The 19,000-nt window shown below is 47.8% G+C and carries 15 protein-coding genes and 2 rRNA genes (1 of these 17 running past the window's edge); 4 read left to right on the top strand and 13 right to left on the bottom strand.

The genetic code is table 11. The features are described from left to right. Nucleotides 1-176: 176 nt before the first annotated feature. On the top strand, nucleotides 177-866 hold the full coding sequence (gene sdaAB, locus ACH59B_RS02070; RefSeq protein ID WP_257127071.1) for an L-serine ammonia-lyase, iron-sulfur-dependent subunit beta: 690 nt from the start codon (nucleotides 177-179) through the stop codon (nucleotides 864-866). Continuing rightward, nucleotides 856-1,755 carry an L-serine ammonia-lyase, iron-sulfur-dependent, subunit alpha gene (gene sdaAA / locus ACH59B_RS02065; RefSeq protein WP_404303217.1) on the top strand — a complete coding sequence of 300 codons (900 nt, stop codon included), beginning with the start codon at nucleotides 856-858 and terminating at the stop codon, nucleotides 1,753-1,755. The genes sdaAB and sdaAA overlap by 11 nt, the downstream gene beginning before the upstream one ends. Nucleotides 1,756-1,835: 80 nt before the next feature. Here sdaAA and ACH59B_RS02060 read toward each other — a convergent pair whose 3' ends face one another. From ACH59B_RS02060 to ACH59B_RS02035, 6 genes are all read right to left on the bottom strand, one after another. Continuing rightward, nucleotides 1,836-4,172, bottom strand: a complete 2,337-nt coding sequence (locus ACH59B_RS02060; RefSeq protein WP_016818871.1) for an Ig-like domain-containing protein — start codon at nucleotides 4,170-4,172, stop codon at nucleotides 1,836-1,838. A gap of 172 nt (nucleotides 4,173-4,344) precedes the next feature. Next, the gene (locus ACH59B_RS02055) at nucleotides 4,345-5,505 is read right to left on the bottom strand and encodes a serine hydrolase (protein WP_016818872.1); all 1,161 of its coding nucleotides are present in this window, start codon (nucleotides 5,503-5,505) and stop codon (nucleotides 4,345-4,347) included. 163 nt (nucleotides 5,506-5,668) lie between these two features. Continuing rightward, nucleotides 5,669-6,130 carry a hypothetical protein gene (locus ACH59B_RS02050; RefSeq protein WP_016818873.1) on the bottom strand — a complete coding sequence of 154 codons (462 nt, stop codon included), beginning with the start codon at nucleotides 6,128-6,130 and terminating at the stop codon, nucleotides 5,669-5,671. 71 nt (nucleotides 6,131-6,201) lie between these two features. Continuing rightward, nucleotides 6,202-6,426, bottom strand: a complete 225-nt coding sequence (locus ACH59B_RS02045) for a non-oxidative hydroxyarylic acid decarboxylases subunit D (protein WP_016818874.1) — start codon at nucleotides 6,424-6,426, stop codon at nucleotides 6,202-6,204. Nucleotides 6,427-6,467: 41 nt separating this feature from the next. Then, nucleotides 6,468-7,886 carry a non-oxidative hydroxyarylic acid decarboxylases subunit C gene (locus ACH59B_RS02040; RefSeq protein ID WP_029514307.1) on the bottom strand — a complete coding sequence of 473 codons (1,419 nt, stop codon included), beginning with the start codon at nucleotides 7,884-7,886 and terminating at the stop codon, nucleotides 6,468-6,470. Between the two features lie 28 nt (nucleotides 7,887-7,914). Continuing rightward, nucleotides 7,915-8,505, bottom strand: coding sequence for a UbiX family flavin prenyltransferase (locus ACH59B_RS02035; protein ID WP_016818876.1), 591 nt, complete (start codon nucleotides 8,503-8,505; stop codon nucleotides 7,915-7,917). 161 nt (nucleotides 8,506-8,666) lie between these two features. Between ACH59B_RS02035 and ACH59B_RS02030 the strand changes: the two genes are divergently transcribed. Continuing rightward, a complete protein-coding gene (locus ACH59B_RS02030) occupies nucleotides 8,667-9,572 on the top strand; it encodes a LysR family transcriptional regulator (RefSeq protein WP_404303213.1) in 906 nt (301 codons plus the stop codon). 72 nt (nucleotides 9,573-9,644) lie between these two features. Here the strand turns inward: ACH59B_RS02030 and ACH59B_RS02025 are convergent, their stop codons facing one another. From ACH59B_RS02025 to ACH59B_RS02005, 5 genes are all read right to left on the bottom strand, one after another. After that, nucleotides 9,645-10,829: a response regulator gene (locus ACH59B_RS02025; protein WP_019685899.1), complete on the bottom strand. Its 1,185-nt coding sequence runs from the start codon at nucleotides 10,827-10,829 to the stop codon at nucleotides 9,645-9,647. Next, entirely contained in the window at nucleotides 10,810-12,606 is a 1,797-nt protein-coding gene (locus tag ACH59B_RS02020; protein ID WP_164965601.1) for a sensor histidine kinase, read from the bottom strand. The genes ACH59B_RS02025 and ACH59B_RS02020 overlap by 20 nt, the downstream gene beginning before the upstream one ends. Nucleotides 12,607-12,636: 30 nt before the next feature. Next, nucleotides 12,637-13,470, bottom strand: a complete 834-nt coding sequence (locus tag ACH59B_RS02015; RefSeq protein ID WP_394373515.1) for a carbohydrate ABC transporter permease — start codon at nucleotides 13,468-13,470, stop codon at nucleotides 12,637-12,639. A 5-nt stretch (nucleotides 13,471-13,475) separates the two neighbouring features. Beyond that, nucleotides 13,476-14,366: a carbohydrate ABC transporter permease gene (locus ACH59B_RS02010; RefSeq protein WP_016818881.1), complete on the bottom strand. Its 891-nt coding sequence runs from the start codon at nucleotides 14,364-14,366 to the stop codon at nucleotides 13,476-13,478. Between the two features lie 232 nt (nucleotides 14,367-14,598). Further along, complete coding sequence (locus ACH59B_RS02005) at nucleotides 14,599-15,930, bottom strand: extracellular solute-binding protein (RefSeq protein WP_016818882.1); 1,332 nt, start codon at nucleotides 15,928-15,930, stop codon at nucleotides 14,599-14,601. Nucleotides 15,931-16,224: 294 nt separating this feature from the next. On the opposite strand from ACH59B_RS02005, the gene ACH59B_RS02000 reads away from it, so the two are divergent. After that, on the top strand, nucleotides 16,225-16,383 hold the full coding sequence (locus ACH59B_RS02000) for a hypothetical protein (protein WP_016818883.1): 159 nt from the start codon (nucleotides 16,225-16,227) through the stop codon (nucleotides 16,381-16,383). Nucleotides 16,384-16,558: 175 nt separating this feature from the next. Here ACH59B_RS02000 and rrf read toward each other — a convergent pair. Next, a 5S ribosomal RNA gene (rrf, locus tag ACH59B_RS01995) occupies nucleotides 16,559-16,675 on the bottom strand. A 150-nt stretch (nucleotides 16,676-16,825) separates the two neighbouring features. After that, a 23S ribosomal RNA gene (locus ACH59B_RS01990) occupies nucleotides 16,826-19,000 on the bottom strand (it continues 751 nt past the right edge of the window).

The raw sequence follows: 19,000 nt of genomic DNA, 5'->3' as shown, positions 1-19,000 counted from the left end.
AGGCGGTAAGGACACCGCACGAAACTCTCAGGTAACGAGGACAGAGATAAGGGAAACTTCCTTATCCTGTCCTTTTTTGCGCTCACATTGTACGTCAGCATTAGGAACCGTCATAGCTGCGCACAAACGCGGAAATACCATATACTATGGTACTAGAACATACAGGGGGCCACACCATGCGTTTCAAAGATGTATTTTCCATTATCGGTCCGGCCATGACCGGACCTTCCAGTTCACACACTGCAGGCGCGGTGCGGCTTGCACGCGTTGCCCGTCACTGGCTCGGGATGCAGCCGGACCGTGCCCGCATGACACTGTACGGCTCCTTCGCCGACACCTACAAAGGACACGGTACAGACCTAGCACTCATCGCAGGCCTGCTCAATTACGATACAGACGACCACCGAATTCCAGATGCCGAGCAATGGGCGGAGCAGGCTGGAATGGCCGTGGAGTTTGCCGTCAGCGGACTACCCGCGCCCCATCCAAATACCGTCCGTTTTGAACTGTGGAAGGGTGAGAATCAGCGCACACTGCTGGGCTCCTCCATCGGCGGCGGCAGCATCCATGTCCAGCAGCTCAACGAATTCCGAGTCAACCTGACCGGGGAGCTGGCTACGTTGGTGCTTCTTCACTCGGATAAGCCCGGCACATTAGGTGCGGTGACTTCAGCACTCGGCGCTGCCGACATTAACATTGCCTATATGCATGTGGATCGCAAAGGCCGAGATGGTGAAGCACTTACCGCCATCGAAACGGACAGTCCTCCTACGGCTGAACTGATCGCAAAACTACGATCCTTACCACATATGTACGAAATTAAAATGATTAATTTGAAAAAAGGAGCTGAATCTGATGCGATTTAGCCATCTGCATGAAATCAGCGCCATATGCGCGGAGGAATCCACCACGATTGGCCGCCTGATGATTCAAGAGCAGGTACAAGAGACGAATACAACGGAAGAAAAGATCTTCCGCCAAATGTCTGATTATTATGAAGTCATGAAGGAGGCCGTTCATCGTGGTCAGACACAAGACACCGTATCCCGCAGTGGATTAACGGGCGGTGACGGCAAGCGTCTGGCCGAGTATCTGCGGGCAGGGGAAACCTGCTCCGGCGACGCCTCCGCACTCGCCATGGCTTATGCGCTCTCCGTGTCGGAGGTTAATGCGTCCATGGGGCGTATTGTGGCTACGCCCACTGCTGGCTCTTGTGGAGTCATCCCCGGTGTGTTCATTAGTGCGCAGGAGCGATTCGGCTGGGATGATGAGCATATGGTGCACGGCTTGTTCGCAGCCGGAGCCATTGGCTACGTCATCGCCAACAATTCCTTCATTTCCGGCGCGGAGGGAGGCTGTCAGGCTGAGATTGGCTCAGCCATCGGGATGGCCGCTGGAGCTATGGTCGAGCTACGCGGCGGCACACCTGAGCAGGCCGTTCACGCCGTAGGCCTAGCGCTCAAGAACACGCTCGGTCTGATTTGCGACCCCGTCGCCGGACTCGTCGAGATTCCGTGCATCGTGCGCAACGGGCTGGGAGCCGTGACCGCACTTGCCGCAGCGGATATGGCTTTGGCGGGTGTACGCAGCGCCATTCCGTCTGACGAAGTCATTGACGTGATGCTTGAAGTCGGCAGCGCAATGCCATCAAAGCACCGCGAGACCGCCAAAGGCGGCTTGGCCCAGACACCCACTGGCAAGCGTTTGACCGAATCACTGACACGCAACACATCAACCAAGAAGAATAAATCGTAGCTTCTAAGCTTTAAAAAATAAAAGAGCAAGCATATCGTCTCTAGACGTATGCTTGCTCTTTTTCTTTTCATTTTAACAGATTACTGAACGGTTACCTGTACCTTCGTCATTTTACCTGCATATTTCACTGTAATTACAGCTTTGCCCTTGCCCTGTGCCTTAATGTTGCCGTCTTTGACGGTCGCAACAATAATTCTGGACGAGGACCAGACAGCAGGTTTGGAAACATCCTTCTCCGACTCATCCTTATACGTGGCTGTAGCCGTAACTTTGGCCAGCTGCCCTGCCTTCAAAGTCAAGGCGACTTCGTCCGTTTGCAGGTATTTAAGCGTATCAACATCAACAGGTACGCTGATCACCTTACCGCCAAACTTCGCCTGAATGTTAGCCTTACCGTAGCTGACCGCGGTAACCTGACCCTTTTTGACGGTGGCTACCTTATAGTTGGACGTTTTCCATTCAGCTTGGGTTGTAACATCCTTTTCTTTGCCATCACTGGATTTAACTACAATCGCAATCGTTTTTTGATCCCCGGATTTTAGTGATAACGCAATGGCATCCGCTTCAATCTTTTGCGCTACGTCCACTTCTACCGTAAACGTAATGGTTTGCTTGCCATATGAAGCAGTGACCGTTGCCTTACCGCTTGCATTCGCTTTAATCAAACCTTCGCTAACTTCAACTACTTTTACATTACTAGTAGTCCAAGTGGCGTCCTTGGTTACGTCTGTTTTTGTGCCACCACTCTTAACGCCTGTTATTTTCAGCTGCTTTGTTTCCTGAGCACCAAGCGCAATTACACGCGAGTCTGTTTCCAGACGGTCCACAAGACCCACTTGTACGTTTATTGTCAGTTTTTTGCCGTTATAGGTCGCTGTAATAACCGCTTTACCGGCTGCTTTACCCGTAATCGTTCCTTTGGACACAGAAGCAATATCTTCCGCGCTTGAAGCCCACTCCGCATCCTGTGTCACGTCTTCCTTGCGTCCATCCGCATAAGTAGCCGTCAGAGTTGCAGTATAGTCCTCATTAATATCAATCGTTGCCGTTTTGGAAGACAAAGACAGATCACCAGGCACATTTACGGATACTGTAGCTGTAGCTGTTTTGCCGCCATAAGAAGCTGTGATCGTAGCCTCACCTGTTTTATAACCTGTGACTTCCCCCGCGCTGACAAAAGCGATATCTTCATTGCTGGATTTCCACTCTGCCTTACTTGTGATATCTTCTTCCGTACCTGTTACGTACGTTGCAGTCAGCTTGAGCTTTTTGGATTCCTTGGCGTTCAAGCTCAGCTTGTCCTCGCTCAAATCCAGAAATCTAGAGGTTTCGACATCTGTCTTGATCGAAACTGTCTTATCTCCATACTTAGCAGACACTGTAGCTGAACCCGCTCCAATGGCCATAATCGTTCCTTTATTCACCGTTGCAACTTTTTCATCGCTTGATGCCCAAGTAGCTTTATCTGTGATATCCGTTACTGTTCCATCCGGGTAGACAGCAGATACCTGAATTTTTTTAGATTCATCCAAACGGAGAAAAATATTGGTTTCGCTGGCTTTCAGCTTATTCGTCTGATCTACATCCACCGCAATCGTAGCGGACATCGTGCCATATTTACCTGTGATCGTCGCCTTACCCGCGCTATAGCCGGTAATAGTGCCTTTCAGTACATCTGCCACAGCTGCATTGCTGGAGCTCCACTCAGCAGACTCTGTCACGTCCTGTACCGATCCATCCGGGAACGTTGCTGTCAATTTAACCTTCTCTGTATCCTTCAACAAAAGAGAAACCTCTGATGAACTGACATCGAGACGTTTAACCTGCTCTACCTGTACAGCAATCGTTACAGTCTGTTGACCATAAACAGCCTTAATATTAGCTGTACCTGCTCCCTGAGCAGTAACCAATCCGTTGACTACAGTCGCTACCTTTTGGTTATCCGAGGTCCAGGTCGCATCACCTGAAACCTGAGCTGTCGTATTATCACTATAAGTCGCTGTCAAATCAATCTGTCCTGTGCCGCTCGAACGTAAGTTCAGGCTTTGTACATTGGATGTCAGCGCCTTAACCTTTTTCGTAACATGTACCTGAACCGATTGTACCTTCTCTTTATAGGTCGCTACCACGGTCGCTTCCCCTTCAGCTTTGGCTGAAACCGTACCGTTATACACTGTAGCGATAGCTGTATTATCACTTTTCCAATCCGTGCTTACGGTTACATTCGAGGTCGTCCCATCGCTAAAAACAGCCGTAGCCGTCAGCGCAGCCGTATCTCCCTGCTGCAAAGTTACCTCGTTAGAGGAAAGGACAATCTTGGAAAGCACTGCATCTGCTGCAGATGCAAACCCTGCATATGATGTAAAACTTGAAATCAGGATGACCAACGCCAGAAATCCGGACCATCTATTCTTCAAAATCTAATTCCCTCCCATTTCAATGCTAAAAATTGAGGATTTCGCAAAATCCCTACACCTACGTTTTATGTCGTCATATGGAAAAGAATAGTTTAGACTTTAAAGAAAATTTGGTCCTTATTAACTAGAATCGGTATTACCGAAGATCAAATCGTTAAATATACCCTTACTTTTACAAACAGCTATAAGCTGCTGCACGTATTCTCAAATGGTGATACTCTTCCATATTGGGATCAAGCTGATGCATATAAACGACGGAGAACTGTTCGCTCGGATCTATAGAAACCCATGTGCCTGCCATTCCCGTCCAGCCAAATTCCCCAATCGAGCTGTTTGCATGACCAGCCGCTTTATCCATTAACGTACGCACGCCCAGTCCATAGCCATAACCTGTATGGTATGAATTGGTGAAGTCCGATAGTTGGGCTGTACTCAGATGATTTGTGCGCATTAAATCAATGGTTTTTCTCCCCAATAGCCTCACACCGTCTACCATGCCGCCATTTGACAACATTTGTGAAAATGTCAGGTATTCTTTGACTGTCGAATATAAGCCTGCGCCTCCACCTTCATATATAGCATCTGGCTGATGATGTTCATCCAAGAAACCTTCAATTTTTTCAAGTTTTCCGGCGTCTGTCCGTTGATACATGGAGGCCATCCGCGATTTAATATCTCCACGATAACGGTAACCTGTATTGTTCATTCCAAGTGGATCAAAGATTTCATCCTTCAAAAATTGTCCTAATGATTTACCTGAAATAACTTCAATTAGACCTGCAACAAGATCATGCCCATATCCGTATAACCATCGTGTTCCCGGTTCAAATGCAAGCGGAACTTCAGAAAGCGCTTTAATTTCTGTACGCAGGTCATATTTCCCTTGCTTGTCCTTTAATGCTGTAATGACCTTGTGCATAGCTTTTCCTGTTTCTGAAAACTCGGAAGCATAAGGAAGCCCCGCACTCATATTGAATATATGCTTAATTAAAATAGGATTATCCGCCTTGTCAACGTAGGTGTATCCGTTAGGAGCAGTTTTGAATACATACGAATCGCGATACTCAGGTAAATATTCACACAAAGGCTCATTCAATAAAAATTGTCCGCGTTCGTACAGCATAAGGGCAGCCGCACATACAACAACCTTTGTCATGGAAAACAAGCGATACACGGTATCTTCAGTAATCGGTTTCCGAGTTTCCACATCAGCATATCCATGATATCCTTCATACAACACTTGGCCATTTTGTGCAATGGCACAACCACACCCTGCCGGTCCATTCGCTAAGAATTGTTGCAATAGCTGATCTACCTTGTCAAAACGAGACATTTTCATCCCTCCTATTTTCCTTCAAAAGAAACAAGCTTCCCCTCACGCTCTAATTCCTGTTCCAACAAGCTCAACCTGACTCCTTGTAAGCGCTTATTCCCTTGCATCTATTTTAACGGTAAACTTGGTAATTACAAAGATGATTTGTCATCATCAGATAGCTTTATACCAACAACTCTGCCACCGTCTCTTTCCAGCGATTGATCACCGATTCCGGCTCCTTCAGGCGAATTGTGACACCTGTCAAGATATCCGCATATTGGGCCGAATCCTCTCTAGCTGCGAAAACCCGTGCCGCAAATCGCTCACGCACATGCTTGGCTTCACGCAAAGCGGGCAGATGTTCCAGAGACAATCGCACATAATGAGCCTTCCCCCCGGTGAACACCGCAAGTGTCGCCTTCCCCGTACGGATCATGTTGCCCGTCGTGGTCGTACCGGGCCACAGTGCCAGACGCAGATTTTTCTCGTCCAGCGCTACAATCTCACCCACACTAATCATCGCTATGTGCGGCCACTGATCTTCCGTAACCGTCAACAGCATCATTGCTTCCTGTTGCTTGTGCTCCAACTCCTTGCCGTTCAGCAGCGTGAACAGTTCCTTACCGATCCTTGGCGTCTGCATGAAGTATAATCCCCTTTACATTTGGCCTATAACTTCAAAATACCATAATTTACGGCTACTTACGAACGACCCTATATCCGCTCTGGAATAGGAGGAACATGAGCAGCATCCGGAATATCTTGGGGGTTTACCTTGAACGCCGATTTATACTTTGCTGGATCAGTAATGCTATCCGGTTCTGAGGTTCGCCATGTGAACAGGCATACAGGGCATAACAAAACCTCCCAGGCACCTTTAACCGGCGAATGGGAAACGACTTCTGAACGATTAGACTCACAACGGGGACAAATATGCATCTGTCAGCACTCCTTTAATTTTTCTTTGTTTTTAAAAATATTTAGCGAAGCATTTGGCTCAACTTTTTCTCCCATTCCGCTACACCCAGCGGGGAATCGAGCGGCTGCGAGTAATGGCCTCTAATATCCGGTGCTACAGGTGTCGTCGCATCCAGTATCATTTTGTGCGTCATACCTGCCGGATCAGAGCCGGGGTCAAGCGGTAAAATAGACAAGCCAGGAACAATGACAGCATCATGCTTTGGATGAAGCTTGGTGGATAAAGCCCACATGACTTGCGGCAGATTGAACGGATCGACCTCCTCGTCCACCACAATCACCAGCTTGCAATACCCCAATCCATGCGGAGTCGTTAACGCACGCATTCCCACAGCCTTCGCAAAGCCGCCATACCGGGTTTTCGTGGAAATAATAGCGACCAGCCCATGCGTATACATGGCATTAACAGCTACGATTTCATTAGGAAAAGCATCCTTAAGCTGCTGAAACAACGGTACACTTGTATTCACACCGATCATATAATCCGTTTCCGTCCAAGGCATCCCGATGTACAGATGCTCAAAGATAGGCTGTTCGCGGTGATATACACGATTAATCTGAATGACTGGCATCGCGCGACCGCCGGAATAGTGACCTGTGAATTCACCGAATGGACCTTCATACTCACGTTCACCTGCTAACACTTCGCCTTCCAAAATGACCTCGGCTCCCCAAGGCAGATCCAGATCTGCATCCTTCGCTTTGACCACACGATAAGGCTCGCCCTGAATGGCGCCCGCCATCTCATATTCGGATTGATCGTACAGCAGCGGCGTAGAAGCAGCCGTTGTAATCACAGGCTCACATCCGAGGGCAATAGCCACCTTCAGATTTTCGCCACGCTCCTCAGCCTGACGGATATGGATCGCAATATCATGCTGTGGTACAGGCTGGATGCCCAAACGGTTCTTGCCTTTCACCTGCATCCGGTATAAGCCGACATTTTGCTTACCGTAGGTGTCCGGGTCATCCAGATCGCGTGAAATTAGAATTGCTTTATCCAAATAAAACCCTCCGTCCCCCTGATTCAAACGAAACAACGGCAAAATATCAAACAAATTAATATTCTCCGTAATTTCGACTTCATGAAAAGGAGCGGCTTCTTCCCGCTTCACGGGCACCGGAAATTGTTCATAGCGTCTGGCAAATTCAAAAAACTGCTCCTTGAGCGGCGTATTTTTGGGCATTCCCATCATGAGGGCATGATTGGGCCAGGAGCCCATCACATTCATTGCAATACGAGCATCCGTATATCCATAGATGTTGTTGAAAAAGAGAGCAGGCGTCTTATCTCCAAGATTGTTTAATGCTCTGTTAGCTGCTGCGAGGTCCGGCTCCGGCTTTACCTCATCGCTGATCGTGAGTAATTGTCCCTCCTTTTCCAAGGTGTGTAGAAAATCGCGAAAGTCTTTATAAGCCATCATTCATTCTCCTTCGTCTTTCGATTTCTCAATTCTGGTGCAGCCTGGAGTCATTCTGCTTCATCCCATCCCAGCGTTTGGCTGCGGTTGTGACAATACCGAACTGATCCAATGCGCGAAAAACAATATGATCCACTAATTCCTCGATACTTGCAGGATGATTATAAAAGGCAGGCATCGGCGGCAGGATCATCACGCCCATACGTGACAGCTCCAGCATATTTTCCAGATGGATACTGCTTAATGGTGTTTCTCTGGTCATGAGCAGCAGCTTCTTTCGCTCCTTCAGTATCACATCCGCTGATCGGGTAAGCAGGTTGTCCGCCATACCGATACGAATAGAGGCGAGAGTCTTCATACTGCAAGGAGCGACGACCATACCATCTACCCGGAAGGAGCCGCTAGAAATACGTGCGGCCTGATCCTTATACGAGTAGACTGCATCCGCCATTGCCTCCACATCCTTCACCGTGTAGCCTGTCTCATAGGGAATGTTGGCAATAGCCCACGGGGATAGCACCAGATGGCTTTGGACTCCAGCCTCCCGTAATTTTTGCAATATACGGATACCAAAGATTGACCCTGTCGCTCCCGATATTCCTACAATGATTTTCTTCATATGTCTCCTCCTTCCATCCCATCGTTTTATGTTCACCCATGCATTACTGTCAAAAATTATACGCCCGTTCCCTGCACACGAAAAATATATATAATATATGTAATGCATACTTTAAAAGTATTCAAATCGAAGCGTTGTTTAGAAATGAGGAGGAATCCCCAATGGACTTGAAGCATCTGCATTACTTTTGCGTCATCGTGGAGGAAGGGCAAATCACCAAGGCCGCCAGAACGCTCAACATGGCCCAGCCTCCACTGAGTCAACAACTCAAAAATATGGAGGACGAGCTTGGTGTAAAGCTGATTTACCGTGAAGGAAAGAAGTGGGAAGTTACCGAGGCCGGATATACACTGTATACACGCGCCAAAAGATTATTGGCTGAAATGGAGGACACCTGTAGAGAAATTGGGGAGTTTGAAAACAGAGTAATCGGCACACTTGCCATAGGCACGTCATCCGCCTGTATGTCTCTGATTACTGAACAACTCAGTCACTTTCATCAGGTTTATCCAGAGGTATACGTTAAAATAGGACACGGAGACACACATCATCTGGAAGAGCTGCTGCATCAAAATAAAGTCGATCTGGCCCTGCTGCTGCTTCCGGTAGACGACAAATCGTACCATACGATTGAACTGGAGGGCGTTTCTTTTGTTGCGGTTCTTCCGTGTGAATGGGCAGATCGCCATCCCAGTGGGGAAATTACATTACAGGAAGCTGCCAGCTATGACCTCTTGTTGGGACGCCGAACAGAAGGATACGGACTATACGAAACCGTCATCCGCAAATTTCAGGAACACCATCTTATTCCGCGCGTCGTATTGGACTGTCCAGAAATATCGACCATTCTCTCGCTCGTTTCCACAGGCATGGGAATTACCATTATTCCAGACGCTGGCTTGGGACAAGAATACGGGGACAGATTTCGCACACTCTCCATTAAGGAGCCATTCCCTTTCACACAGCCTGCCGTCGTATGGCGCAAGGATCGTTATTTATCCAATGCAGCTCGCAAATTTGTTGAACTGCTACAAGCTGGAGACACGAAAAAGACTGTTCCCGAGTAGATGCTCTACCGCTCTACTCCTGAAACAGTCTGATGCTGTATGAACTTCCTTCATTCGGTCGTTGATACCAACTTATTTAACTCCTTGATGCCGATACTCGGTCGGAGTCATTCCACATTTGCGCCGAAATACCTGTGTAAAATGCCTCATATCTTGATATCCAATCCGCTCGGAAATATCAGCCAGCCGTAGATGAGGATCATTTAGCAGCCGCTTTGCCTCTTCCATACGCAATGAAATAACGTAATCCTTATAGCCTTGTCCCGTCTTTTGCTTGAATAACTGGCTGAAATACACCGGATTTAAAAATACGATTGAGGCCACTTTTTCCAGTGACAGCTCCTCTGTAAAGTGTGCCCGAATATATTGCAATGCTACATCAACCGTATGCATACCCTTGCGGAGGCATTCTCCTGTATCCGCTGCTGCGGCTGCAATCTCCTCTGGTGTTCGTCTTAGTCGCGCTACCTCTTCAGGTATGGATGAGAAATTGTGGTGAACACCTGAACGTGTAATTTGCAGAGGCACCCTGACATAACGCTTCAAATGGGATTCAAGCAACGTCTCTAGCCGTGCAGCCTCTGCTTCATCCCTTAACCTTGCAATCCCCAGCAGACTATGGCGGTCTAGACTAACGACAAAGCCACTGCCTCCAGCCTCAATGAGCTCGGACAGTACATTTTCAATCATAAAATGCTCCAAATGCGTCTGCTTGTGGTCAGGTTCCATGCGAACCATAAAAAGATGGAATTCTGGATAATTTTCGACGAAGGGCTGTATATCCAGCTTACCTGTATCCAATCCGAGTGCATAACGCTGGAAAACAGCTTCACGCAAATAAACCATATTGGATTTAAGAAGCCTGCCCTCGTTTGCCTGTTGCGAGGCCACAAGGGCTTCGGCTGCTAACACTTCAATGCATTCCAGTAGCTTCTTTTTACCGATCGGCTTTAACAGGTAGTCTTTGGCACCCAGCTTTACTGCTCTTTGCGCATATTGGAAGTCGGAATGGGCCGAAATGACAACCCACTGCAGATGAGGATGCTTTCGCTTGGAAATACGCATGAATTCCAGACCATCCATACCGGGCATCAGGATATCAGTTAACACAATATCTACAGGATGCTCCGCCAGAATGCCTGCTGCTTCCTCGGTGGAAGCAGCGAGATGAATGCCGCAGGTTGGTAGTGCTTGGCCAATAGTACGCCGAATCCCCTGTCGAATCATATTCTCATCGTCAGCTATCAGAATATTCATGTTTCTCCTCCTTCTGTGGCAGAGGCACACTTACAGTGACTGTCGTTCCGGCCCCTGGTGCGCTGGAGATCCGTAGGCCGTACTCTTCTCCGAACATGTGCCGTAGCCGTAAATTTAGGTTTTGCAGGCCGATGCCTCCCGCCTGCCCGCTGCCCGCCTGTTTGCCGGGTTCTGCCAAAGCGACCTGGACCACCCCCCATCGTTCATATTCCATCCCTACACCGTTGTCGATGATGTGCAGGCTCAATACACCGCCATACTCCTCCGCTCTGACGAGCAGTGTGCCACCTGTATCTGCATGAAGAGGCTCCAGCCCATGTTTCACCGCATTTTCAATCAACGGCTGTAAGGTCATTTTAGGTAAACGGATATCCAGCCATCGTTCTTCAATGTGGACGTCAACAGATACCCTGCCCTCCAGCCGAGCCTGGATAATGGTGAGGTAGTGACCGACCTGCTCTACTTCTTCCCGAAGGCTCACATCAGCTCCCTCTTCCCAGTGACTGCTGTAACGGAACATATGGGATAAGGAGAGAACCACCTCACCGAGCTGATCCTGCCCCTTTTCATCCAGCATCCAATAGATCATATCCAGCGTATTGTATAGAAAATGTGGATTAACCTGCGTCTGCAGAGCGTGTAGCTCCGCATTTTTCTCGCTGACCGATGATATACGCACCAACTCAATCAGTTCTGCAATCTGCCTTACCATATGGTTGAAAGAGGTAGCCAACTGGTTGATTTCTTCATAGGATTCGATGTTTACCGTGTGGCGGAAATTGCCTGTCTCTACCCGTTTCATTTCCCGAATAACTCGTTTGAGCGGAAGGGAGATGCCCCTGGAGACGATAGACGCAATTAGCGCCGATACCATAATGAGTATAGGTGCCACGATAAATAAGTACCTTTGAGTTTGAGCCAGTTCCACATTCAGATCCTCGCTGGGTGTCACACTAATCACCGACCAATCGGCAAACGGAAGTTTGGAAGCGATTACAACTTTCTCATTATTCCGATCTACAATTACATCCTCCTCCGGGACCTGTGGCTCTAGATTTCGCGAATCTGGTGGTGGATCAGAAGAAGTAGCCGATACAATTCGATTTTCATGGCCCAACAGATAGACCTGACTATTAGTGCTCAGCCGTAAATTGTGGAGAGCGGACAATATTGAACGCGGTTCAGCCTCAAATAGAACAATACCAATCGGCTTGTGTTCATCCAGATCATAGAGCTGCCGTCCAAATGCAAACACAGGCCTGGTTTCCACTTGGTCGATGACAGAGTGAGGATAAACACCCAGCCATGCAATTTTGCCTGCCGACCTTCGAATTTCCCTGTACCATTCCGTATGCTCGTAATGAGTATCAATGACATTCATATAATTCCCATAATTGTATACCTTGCCTGTGTCTGTGATGACATGAATGCCGATTAGATCCTCGCGCGAATAGTAGATGGCTCCAAGGATATTCGTAATCGTACGTTCGTTGATGTAATTGACAGCAGGTAAATCACTATGATCTGTCGTCAGCAGACGAACCAAATCCATATTGTTGCTGATCGACTTGGAGAGACTGTTATAGCTGTCGAGCAGCAATTCGAACAGACCTGCCGTCTGAGATACATTTTTACGCGCAAGCTCACTGATCTTATCATGGAACTGCACCGTAGTACGGTTGTAAAATAATAGACTGACCGCCAGCACAATGCTGGACATGCTCAATAGGAACAGAACAAACAAGCGGTATTGAATGGATTGAAAACGGCGCATCATACCTCTGTGCGCTCCTTTCGCATCGGCCGCCTATCCTTTAACCGCTCCTGCAACCATGCCCTTGGTGATTTTTTCGGACAGGACAAAATAAATAATAATGACTGGTAAGGCCCCCATGACTAAAAAAGCACCAATGTTGCCATAATTCACAGAATACTGGCTGACGAACGTATATACGCCGAAAGGGAGCGTTTTTAGCTTTTCGGACGAGATAAAGGTGGCAGCCATAATGTATTCATTCCAAATATTAATGAAGGTTAAAATACACACTGTCATGATAGGCGGAATCGAGATGGGTAAGATTACACTGCGGAAGATACGATAGATGCTCGCTCCGTCAATGTAGGCGGATTCTTCAATTTCGTGGGGAATGGACCGCATAAAGCCGGATAGGATGAAGACCGCAATCGGTGTCTGAAAAGCAATGTAGGGTAAAATCAGCGAGAAATACGTATTCAGAATATGGACGTTTTTAAACATCACCATCAGCGGTAGCAGTGTAGCTTGCATGGGGATCATCATCCCGACCAAAAACAATGTCAGCATAACAGCCCCGAAACGCCAGCGAAAACGTGTAATTGCATAAGCAGTCATCGAGCTTAATACAATGACAAAAATCATTGTAACCCCGGTCACCAGCACACTGTTTCCTAAATAACGCAAGTAGCTCCCTGATTCATAGGCTTCCTGGTAGTTGTGCCACTGGGGCACTTGAGGGAGTGCAAAGAAGCTTGAACTTAATATCTCTTCATTCGTCTTCAACGAATAGGTCAGCAGCCAAAAGAGTGGATACAGCTGGGTGACCACTAAGACGGCCAACAGGGAGAAAACCCCCATTTTTTTCAAGGCGTTCAACAGTCCCATCCCCTTTAGCTTACCTTATTTTCGATTCGTTTGAAAACAAAATTTATCACAACTGTAAATGACAAGCATATTACTACGAGAAACGAAGCCAATGCACTGCCATACCCGTATTTCATAGATAAAAAGGACATATTGTACATATACGTGGATACTGTATCCGTCGCATGGGCTGGTCCTCCACCCGTCATCACCCAGATCAAATCAAACGATTGCAAGGACCCGATAAAGGCTAATACAATAGATATTTTGAAAATAGGCACAATGAGTGGCAACGTAATGTAACGGTCTGCTTTGAATCCTTCTGCCCCATCAATTTTAGCTGCTTCATACAGCTCATTGGGTATGTTTTGTACCCCAGTAAACTGGATAAGCAAATGGTAGCCAAAATATTGCCACAACGATACAAAATATAGAGCATACATTGCTATCTGCGGTTCTGTCAGCCAAGAGCGTGTCCAGCTTTCCAGTCCGACCGCCATCAATATACCGTTCAGCATCCCACCCATCGAGGCCGGATTATAGATCGTTTTCCACAACTGGCCAATAATAACCACCGATAGAATGACCGGCAAAAAATACATCGTTACCAATGTATTTGCCCTACGCACATAGCGATTGAGTAAAATGGCCAGCAGTAGACAAAGCGGGATTTCCAGCATAGAAAATACAGCGAACATCATCGTTCGCTTCACGGACGGCCAGAACACTGGATCGGCTGTGAAAATACGCTTAAAATTAGTCAGCCCCACAAACTTCGCCTCTGCAATCCCGTTCCAATCCAGCAACCCGCAATACACAGATACCAAAATCGGAACAAATACCATACAGGTATACAGCAACAGGCAGGGCAGCACGAAAACGGCAATCGTGCGTGCCGGCACCTTCAGTACATTCATGCTCTAATCTCCTTTGTGTTGATTCGAAGCATCTTTCTGGGAAATGCTTAGCCATATGTGATTCCGAATCAGGGAAGGGAACTTTCGCTCCCTCCCCTCAAGTCTGCTACTCCAGGATTTCGCAAAATTCGATTCCAGTCGCTCCAAAGTGCAATATCTAGACGAACTAGGCCATTTCGATCTATACATTCTTCATTGGAAGTCACCTATTGGATGTTTGCAAAATTCTCAATTATTTATTCGCTTCAAAAGTGTTCTGATGTTCCTTCGCAACTTGCGCAGAGTCTTCTTGTTGTACAAACAGGTTTTGAATGCTACTTAGATGCGCCTGTGCAATAGCCGGATTCATCGTATTATCAAAAGCAAGGTCCCCTCCTTTTACATTTTTGAACAGCTCATTGAGACTAATGGCTAACTCGGAATAACCCGCTTCCTTCAGATCGCCTTTCATTTTCTGACCGCTGCCAATTGCATTCTTCAGATCAAACTGAATCTTGGGCATCTCTGTAATAAAATAGTGCAGAAAGTCCTTCGTCTCCTGTAAATGTTCACTATTCGCAGATACCGCAAACGCGCTACCCGGCGCAATGACATACTCATTCACATTCCCTTTGCCATTCACCGTAGGAAATTGAAACGCTCCGACCTTACCCGCTACTGGGGAGGCATCAATAGAACCTGTTTCCCAGGTGCCCATAATATACATCGCAGCTTTCCCTGTTTTAAAAATATTACCGCCTGCATTATAGTCAATAGATGTAGCTCCATCCGGGAAAGCCCCGGCCTGCACTAATTCCTGAAATGCATCCACAGCTTCCACAAAAGCCGGGTCGTTAAACGTCTTTTTGCCATCCAGCACATCATTGAGGAAGTTTGGTCCTTCATTTGTACGCAACAGAATATTCATAAAAAGGAGGGAACCGGTCCATGAATCCTTTTCCCCAATAGCAATTGGAGTAATTCCCTTTGCCTTCAGTGTCTTCACCGTTGTTATCAGCTCATCAAAGGTGGTCGGCAACTTTTGAATTCCCGCCTGCTCGAACAGTTCTTTATTGTAAAAGACCACTTCTATATTGTTACCATCCGGAAAAGCGTAAAGCTTATCATCGAAGCTATAGTAGTTAAGAAGGCCATCCTGAAACGTATCTTTTAACCCCTCTTTATCAGCTACATCATTTAATGGTGCCAGTAGCCCGGCATCTACGAATGGCTTCATCTGTGCAGCCGGATTTACAATCGTAATATCCGGTACTTCCTTCGCTGCTGCTTGTGTTTTCAGCTTGAGCTTTTGCTGATCTGTATTTAGCGAATCCAACTCAATTTTGACATGAGGATGATTCTGCTCGTATTGACTTACAATCTGCTTTATCATTTTGTATGAAGGGGTGCTCGGATCAGGATTGATGTTTTGAAAGGTAATCGTCACATCCTTCGTTACATTGCCTCCACCCTTTTCCCCTGAATTTCCCGGACTTGCGCTCTGTCCGTTATTACAAGCTGCCAGCGTCAATGCCAAGGCGCCCGCCGCCACAACGGCAAACGCTTTCATTTTTACTCTGCTCATGTTCCTTTTCCTCCTCTGGTTGAAGCATTGCGCAATTTATCCTCCTAGTCGGTGGACACTCAATGCCCGCTTGTTCTTTTCATTATGTTACATAGAAAAGACGTGAACAATGCGTGAACTTAAGGAGAAGGGTTTGTTTTTTTAAGCCCTCATTTGCGTGCTTCAAAATTCATTCATATCATAACTTGCAATTTATCTAGAAGACAGGCATAATATGAATAAGATCTTTATTTGATAATGATTATCATTATTAAAGGATAAATACACATAGACTTTAAAGGAGGCAGGACCGCAGTGAAAGAAGCTTTTAGTAAAACCTCCCTGCATATCGATGATTATTTGGATCTTCTCAATCTTGCCGTACAAGTCGGAGATACAAAGTGGCAAAAGGAAATTACCCGTAAACTTCAAGCCTTAAGTGTCCTCCAGACAGAAGAGGTTGAAATAGATTAACATCGCACAGTGCTGGATCTCAGTTGAAACACACGTCAAGCAGCCCTATACAAGGAACAACCAGAATATATTAGTGCTTTTAACCAAAGGCATGGCATGAGCCTTTCATGTGGACGATAAATAAATCGGTTATACAAAAAGAGCACAACCATTAAGGCTGTGCTCTTTTTTCTGTGCTTGGCAACGTCCTACTCTCCCAGGACCCTGCGGTCCAAGTACCATCGGCGCTGGAGGGCTTAACGGTCGTGTTCGGGATGGGTACGTGTGGAACCCCTCCGCTATCGCCACCAAACATGAATTTGCTCCGCAAATTCTTCCGTAAGCTTATTCGGTTCATCACAGATTGTGTGAATGAATCGCCATACGCTTGTCGTATGTACTCCTACATACTTTCAAGGTTACACCCTGAAAACTGGATCCGAAACTTCCTTGCGTCTTATCTTAGGATAAGCCCTCGACCGATTAGTATTGGTCAGCTCCATGCATTACTGCACTTCCACCCCCAACCTATCTACCTCGTCGTCTTCAAGGGGTCTTACTAATTGGGAAATCTCATCTTGAGGGGGGCTTCACGCTTAGATGCTTTCAGCGCTTATCCCTTCCGTACATAGCTACCCAGCGGTGCTCCTGGCGGAACAACTGGTACACCAGCGGTACGTCCATCCCGGTCCTCTCGTACTAAGGACAGCTCCTCTCAAATTTCCTACGCCCACGACAGATAGGGACCGAACTGTCTCACGACGTTCTGAACCCAGCTCGCGTACCGCTTTAATGGGCGAACAGCCCAACCCTTGGGACCTACTTCAGCCCCAGGATGCGATGAGCCGACATCGAGGTGCCAAACCTCCCCGTCGATGTGGACTCTTGGGGGAGATAAGCCTGTTATCCCCAGGGTAGCTTTTATCCGTTGAGCGATGGCCCTTCCATGCGGTACCACCGGATCACTAAGCCCGACTTTCGTCCCTGCTCGACTTGTAGGTCTCGCAGTCAAGCTCCCTTCTGCCTTTGCACTCTTCGAATGATTTCCAACCATTCTGAGGGAACCTTGGGGCGCCTCCGTTACTCTTTAGGAGGCGACCGCCCCAGTCAAACTGCCCACCTGACACTGTCCTCGTACCGGATCACGGTACCAAGTTAGAACCTAGATACGATCAGGGTGGTATCCCAAGGATGCCTCCTCTCAAGCTGGCGCTCAAGATTCAACGGCTCCCACCTATCCTGTACAGATCGTACCCAAATTCAATATCAAGCTGCAGTAAAGCTCCATGGGGTCTTTCCGTCTTGTCGCGGGTAACCTGCATCTTCACAGGTATTAAAATTTCACCGGATCTCTCGTTGAGACAGCGCCCAAGTCGTTACGCCATTCGTGCGGGTCAGAATTTACCTGACAAGGAATTTCGCTACCTTAGGACCGTTATAGTTACGGCCGCCGTTTACTGGGGCTTCGGTTCATAGCTTCGCCCGAAGGCTTACCACTCCCCTTAACCTTCCAGCACCGGGCAGGCGTCAGCCCGTATACTTCGCCTTGCGGCTTCGCACAGACCTGTGTTTTTGCTAAACAGTCGCTTGGGCCTTTTCACTGCGGCCCCCTCGGGCTATTCACCCTACCGAGGCACCCCTTCTCCCGAAGTTACGGGGTCATTTTGCCGAGTTCCTTAACGAGAGTTCTTCCGCGCGCCTTAGAATTCTCTTCTCGCCTACCTGTGTCGGTTTGCGGTACGGGCACCTTCTCCTGGCTAGAGGCTTTTCTTGGCAGTCTGAGATCATGACCTTCGCTACTATAATTTTCGCTCCCCATCACAGCCCAGCCTTACGATGTGCGGATTTGCCTACACACCAGCCTCACTGCTTAGACGGACATCCATCAGTCCGCGTCACTACCCTACTGCGTCACCCCATCGCTCATCACGGATTACGGTGGTACAGGAATTTCTACCTGTTGTCCTTCGACTACGCCTATCGGCCTCGCCTTAGGTCCCGACTTACCCTGAGCGGACGAACCTTCCTCAGGAACCCTTAGGCTTTCGGCGGATCTGATTCTCACAGATCTTTTCGTTACTCATACCGGCATTCTCACTTGAATGCAGTCCAGCGCTCCTTCCGGTACACCTTCAACCCGCATTCAACGCTCCCCTACCCCTGATGCAAAGCATCAAGCCATAGCTTCGGTGGTGTGTTTAGCCCCGTTACATTTTCGGCGCAGAGTCACTCGACCAGTGAGCTATTACGCACTCTTTCAATGGTGGCTGCTTCTAAGCCAACATCCTGGTTGTCTGTGCAACTCCACATCCTTTCCCACTTAACACACACTTGGGGACCTTAGCTGATGGTCTGGGCTGTTTCCCTTTCGACAATGGATCTTAGCACTCACTGTCTGACTCCCGGAACTAAATCTATGGCATTCGGAGTTTGACTGAGCTTGGTAACCCTTGCGGGCCCCGCACCCAATCAGTGCTCTACCTCCACGATTCTTCTTTCCGAGGCTAGCCCTAAAGCTATTTCGGGGAGAACCAGCTATCTCCGGGTTCGATTGGAATTTCTCCGCTACCCCCACCTCATCCCCGCATTTTTCAACATGCGTGGGTTCGGGCCTCCAGTGCGTGTTACCGCACCTTCA

The organism is Paenibacillus sp. DP01, from assembly GCF_044784315.1.
Lineage (GTDB): Bacteria > Bacillota > Bacilli > Paenibacillales > Paenibacillaceae > Paenibacillus > Paenibacillus polymyxa.
Note: the sequence above shows the minus strand (reverse complement) of the source record. Positions and strands in the feature narration are given on the sequence as shown.

Coding starts and splice junctions, on each gene's coding strand:
- ACH59B_RS02050 (WP_016818873.1), bottom strand. CDS start 6,130: ATGCAGACGCCAAGGATCGGTAAGGAACTGTTCACGCTGCTGAACGGC.
- sdaAB (WP_257127071.1), top strand. CDS start 177: ATGCGTTTCAAAGATGTATTTTCCATTATCGGTCCGGCCATGACCGGA.
- ACH59B_RS02005 (WP_016818882.1), bottom strand. CDS start 15,930: ATGAGCAGAGTAAAAATGAAAGCGTTTGCCGTTGTGGCGGCGGGCGCC.
- ACH59B_RS02025 (WP_019685899.1), bottom strand. CDS start 10,829: ATGAATATTCTGATAGCTGACGATGAGAATATGATTCGACAGGGGATT.
- sdaAA (WP_404303217.1), top strand. CDS start 856: ATGCGATTTAGCCATCTGCATGAAATCAGCGCCATATGCGCGGAGGAA.
- ACH59B_RS02045 (WP_016818874.1), bottom strand. CDS start 6,426: ATGCATATTTGTCCCCGTTGTGAGTCTAATCGTTCAGAAGTCGTTTCC.
- ACH59B_RS02055 (WP_016818872.1), bottom strand. CDS start 5,505: ATGTCTCGTTTTGACAAGGTAGATCAGCTATTGCAACAATTCTTAGCG.
- ACH59B_RS02035 (WP_016818876.1), bottom strand. CDS start 8,505: ATGAAGAAAATCATTGTAGGAATATCGGGAGCGACAGGGTCAATCTTT.
- ACH59B_RS02030 (WP_404303213.1), top strand. CDS start 8,667: ATGGACTTGAAGCATCTGCATTACTTTTGCGTCATCGTGGAGGAAGGG.
- ACH59B_RS02010 (WP_016818881.1), bottom strand. CDS start 14,366: ATGAATGTACTGAAGGTGCCGGCACGCACGATTGCCGTTTTCGTGCTG.
- ACH59B_RS02015 (WP_394373515.1), bottom strand. CDS start 13,470: ATGGGACTGTTGAACGCCTTGAAAAAAATGGGGGTTTTCTCCCTGTTG.
- ACH59B_RS02040 (WP_029514307.1), bottom strand. CDS start 7,886: ATGGCTTATAAAGACTTTCGCGATTTTCTACACACCTTGGAAAAGGAG.
- ACH59B_RS02020 (WP_164965601.1), bottom strand. CDS start 12,606: ATGATGCGCCGTTTTCAATCCATTCAATACCGCTTGTTTGTTCTGTTC.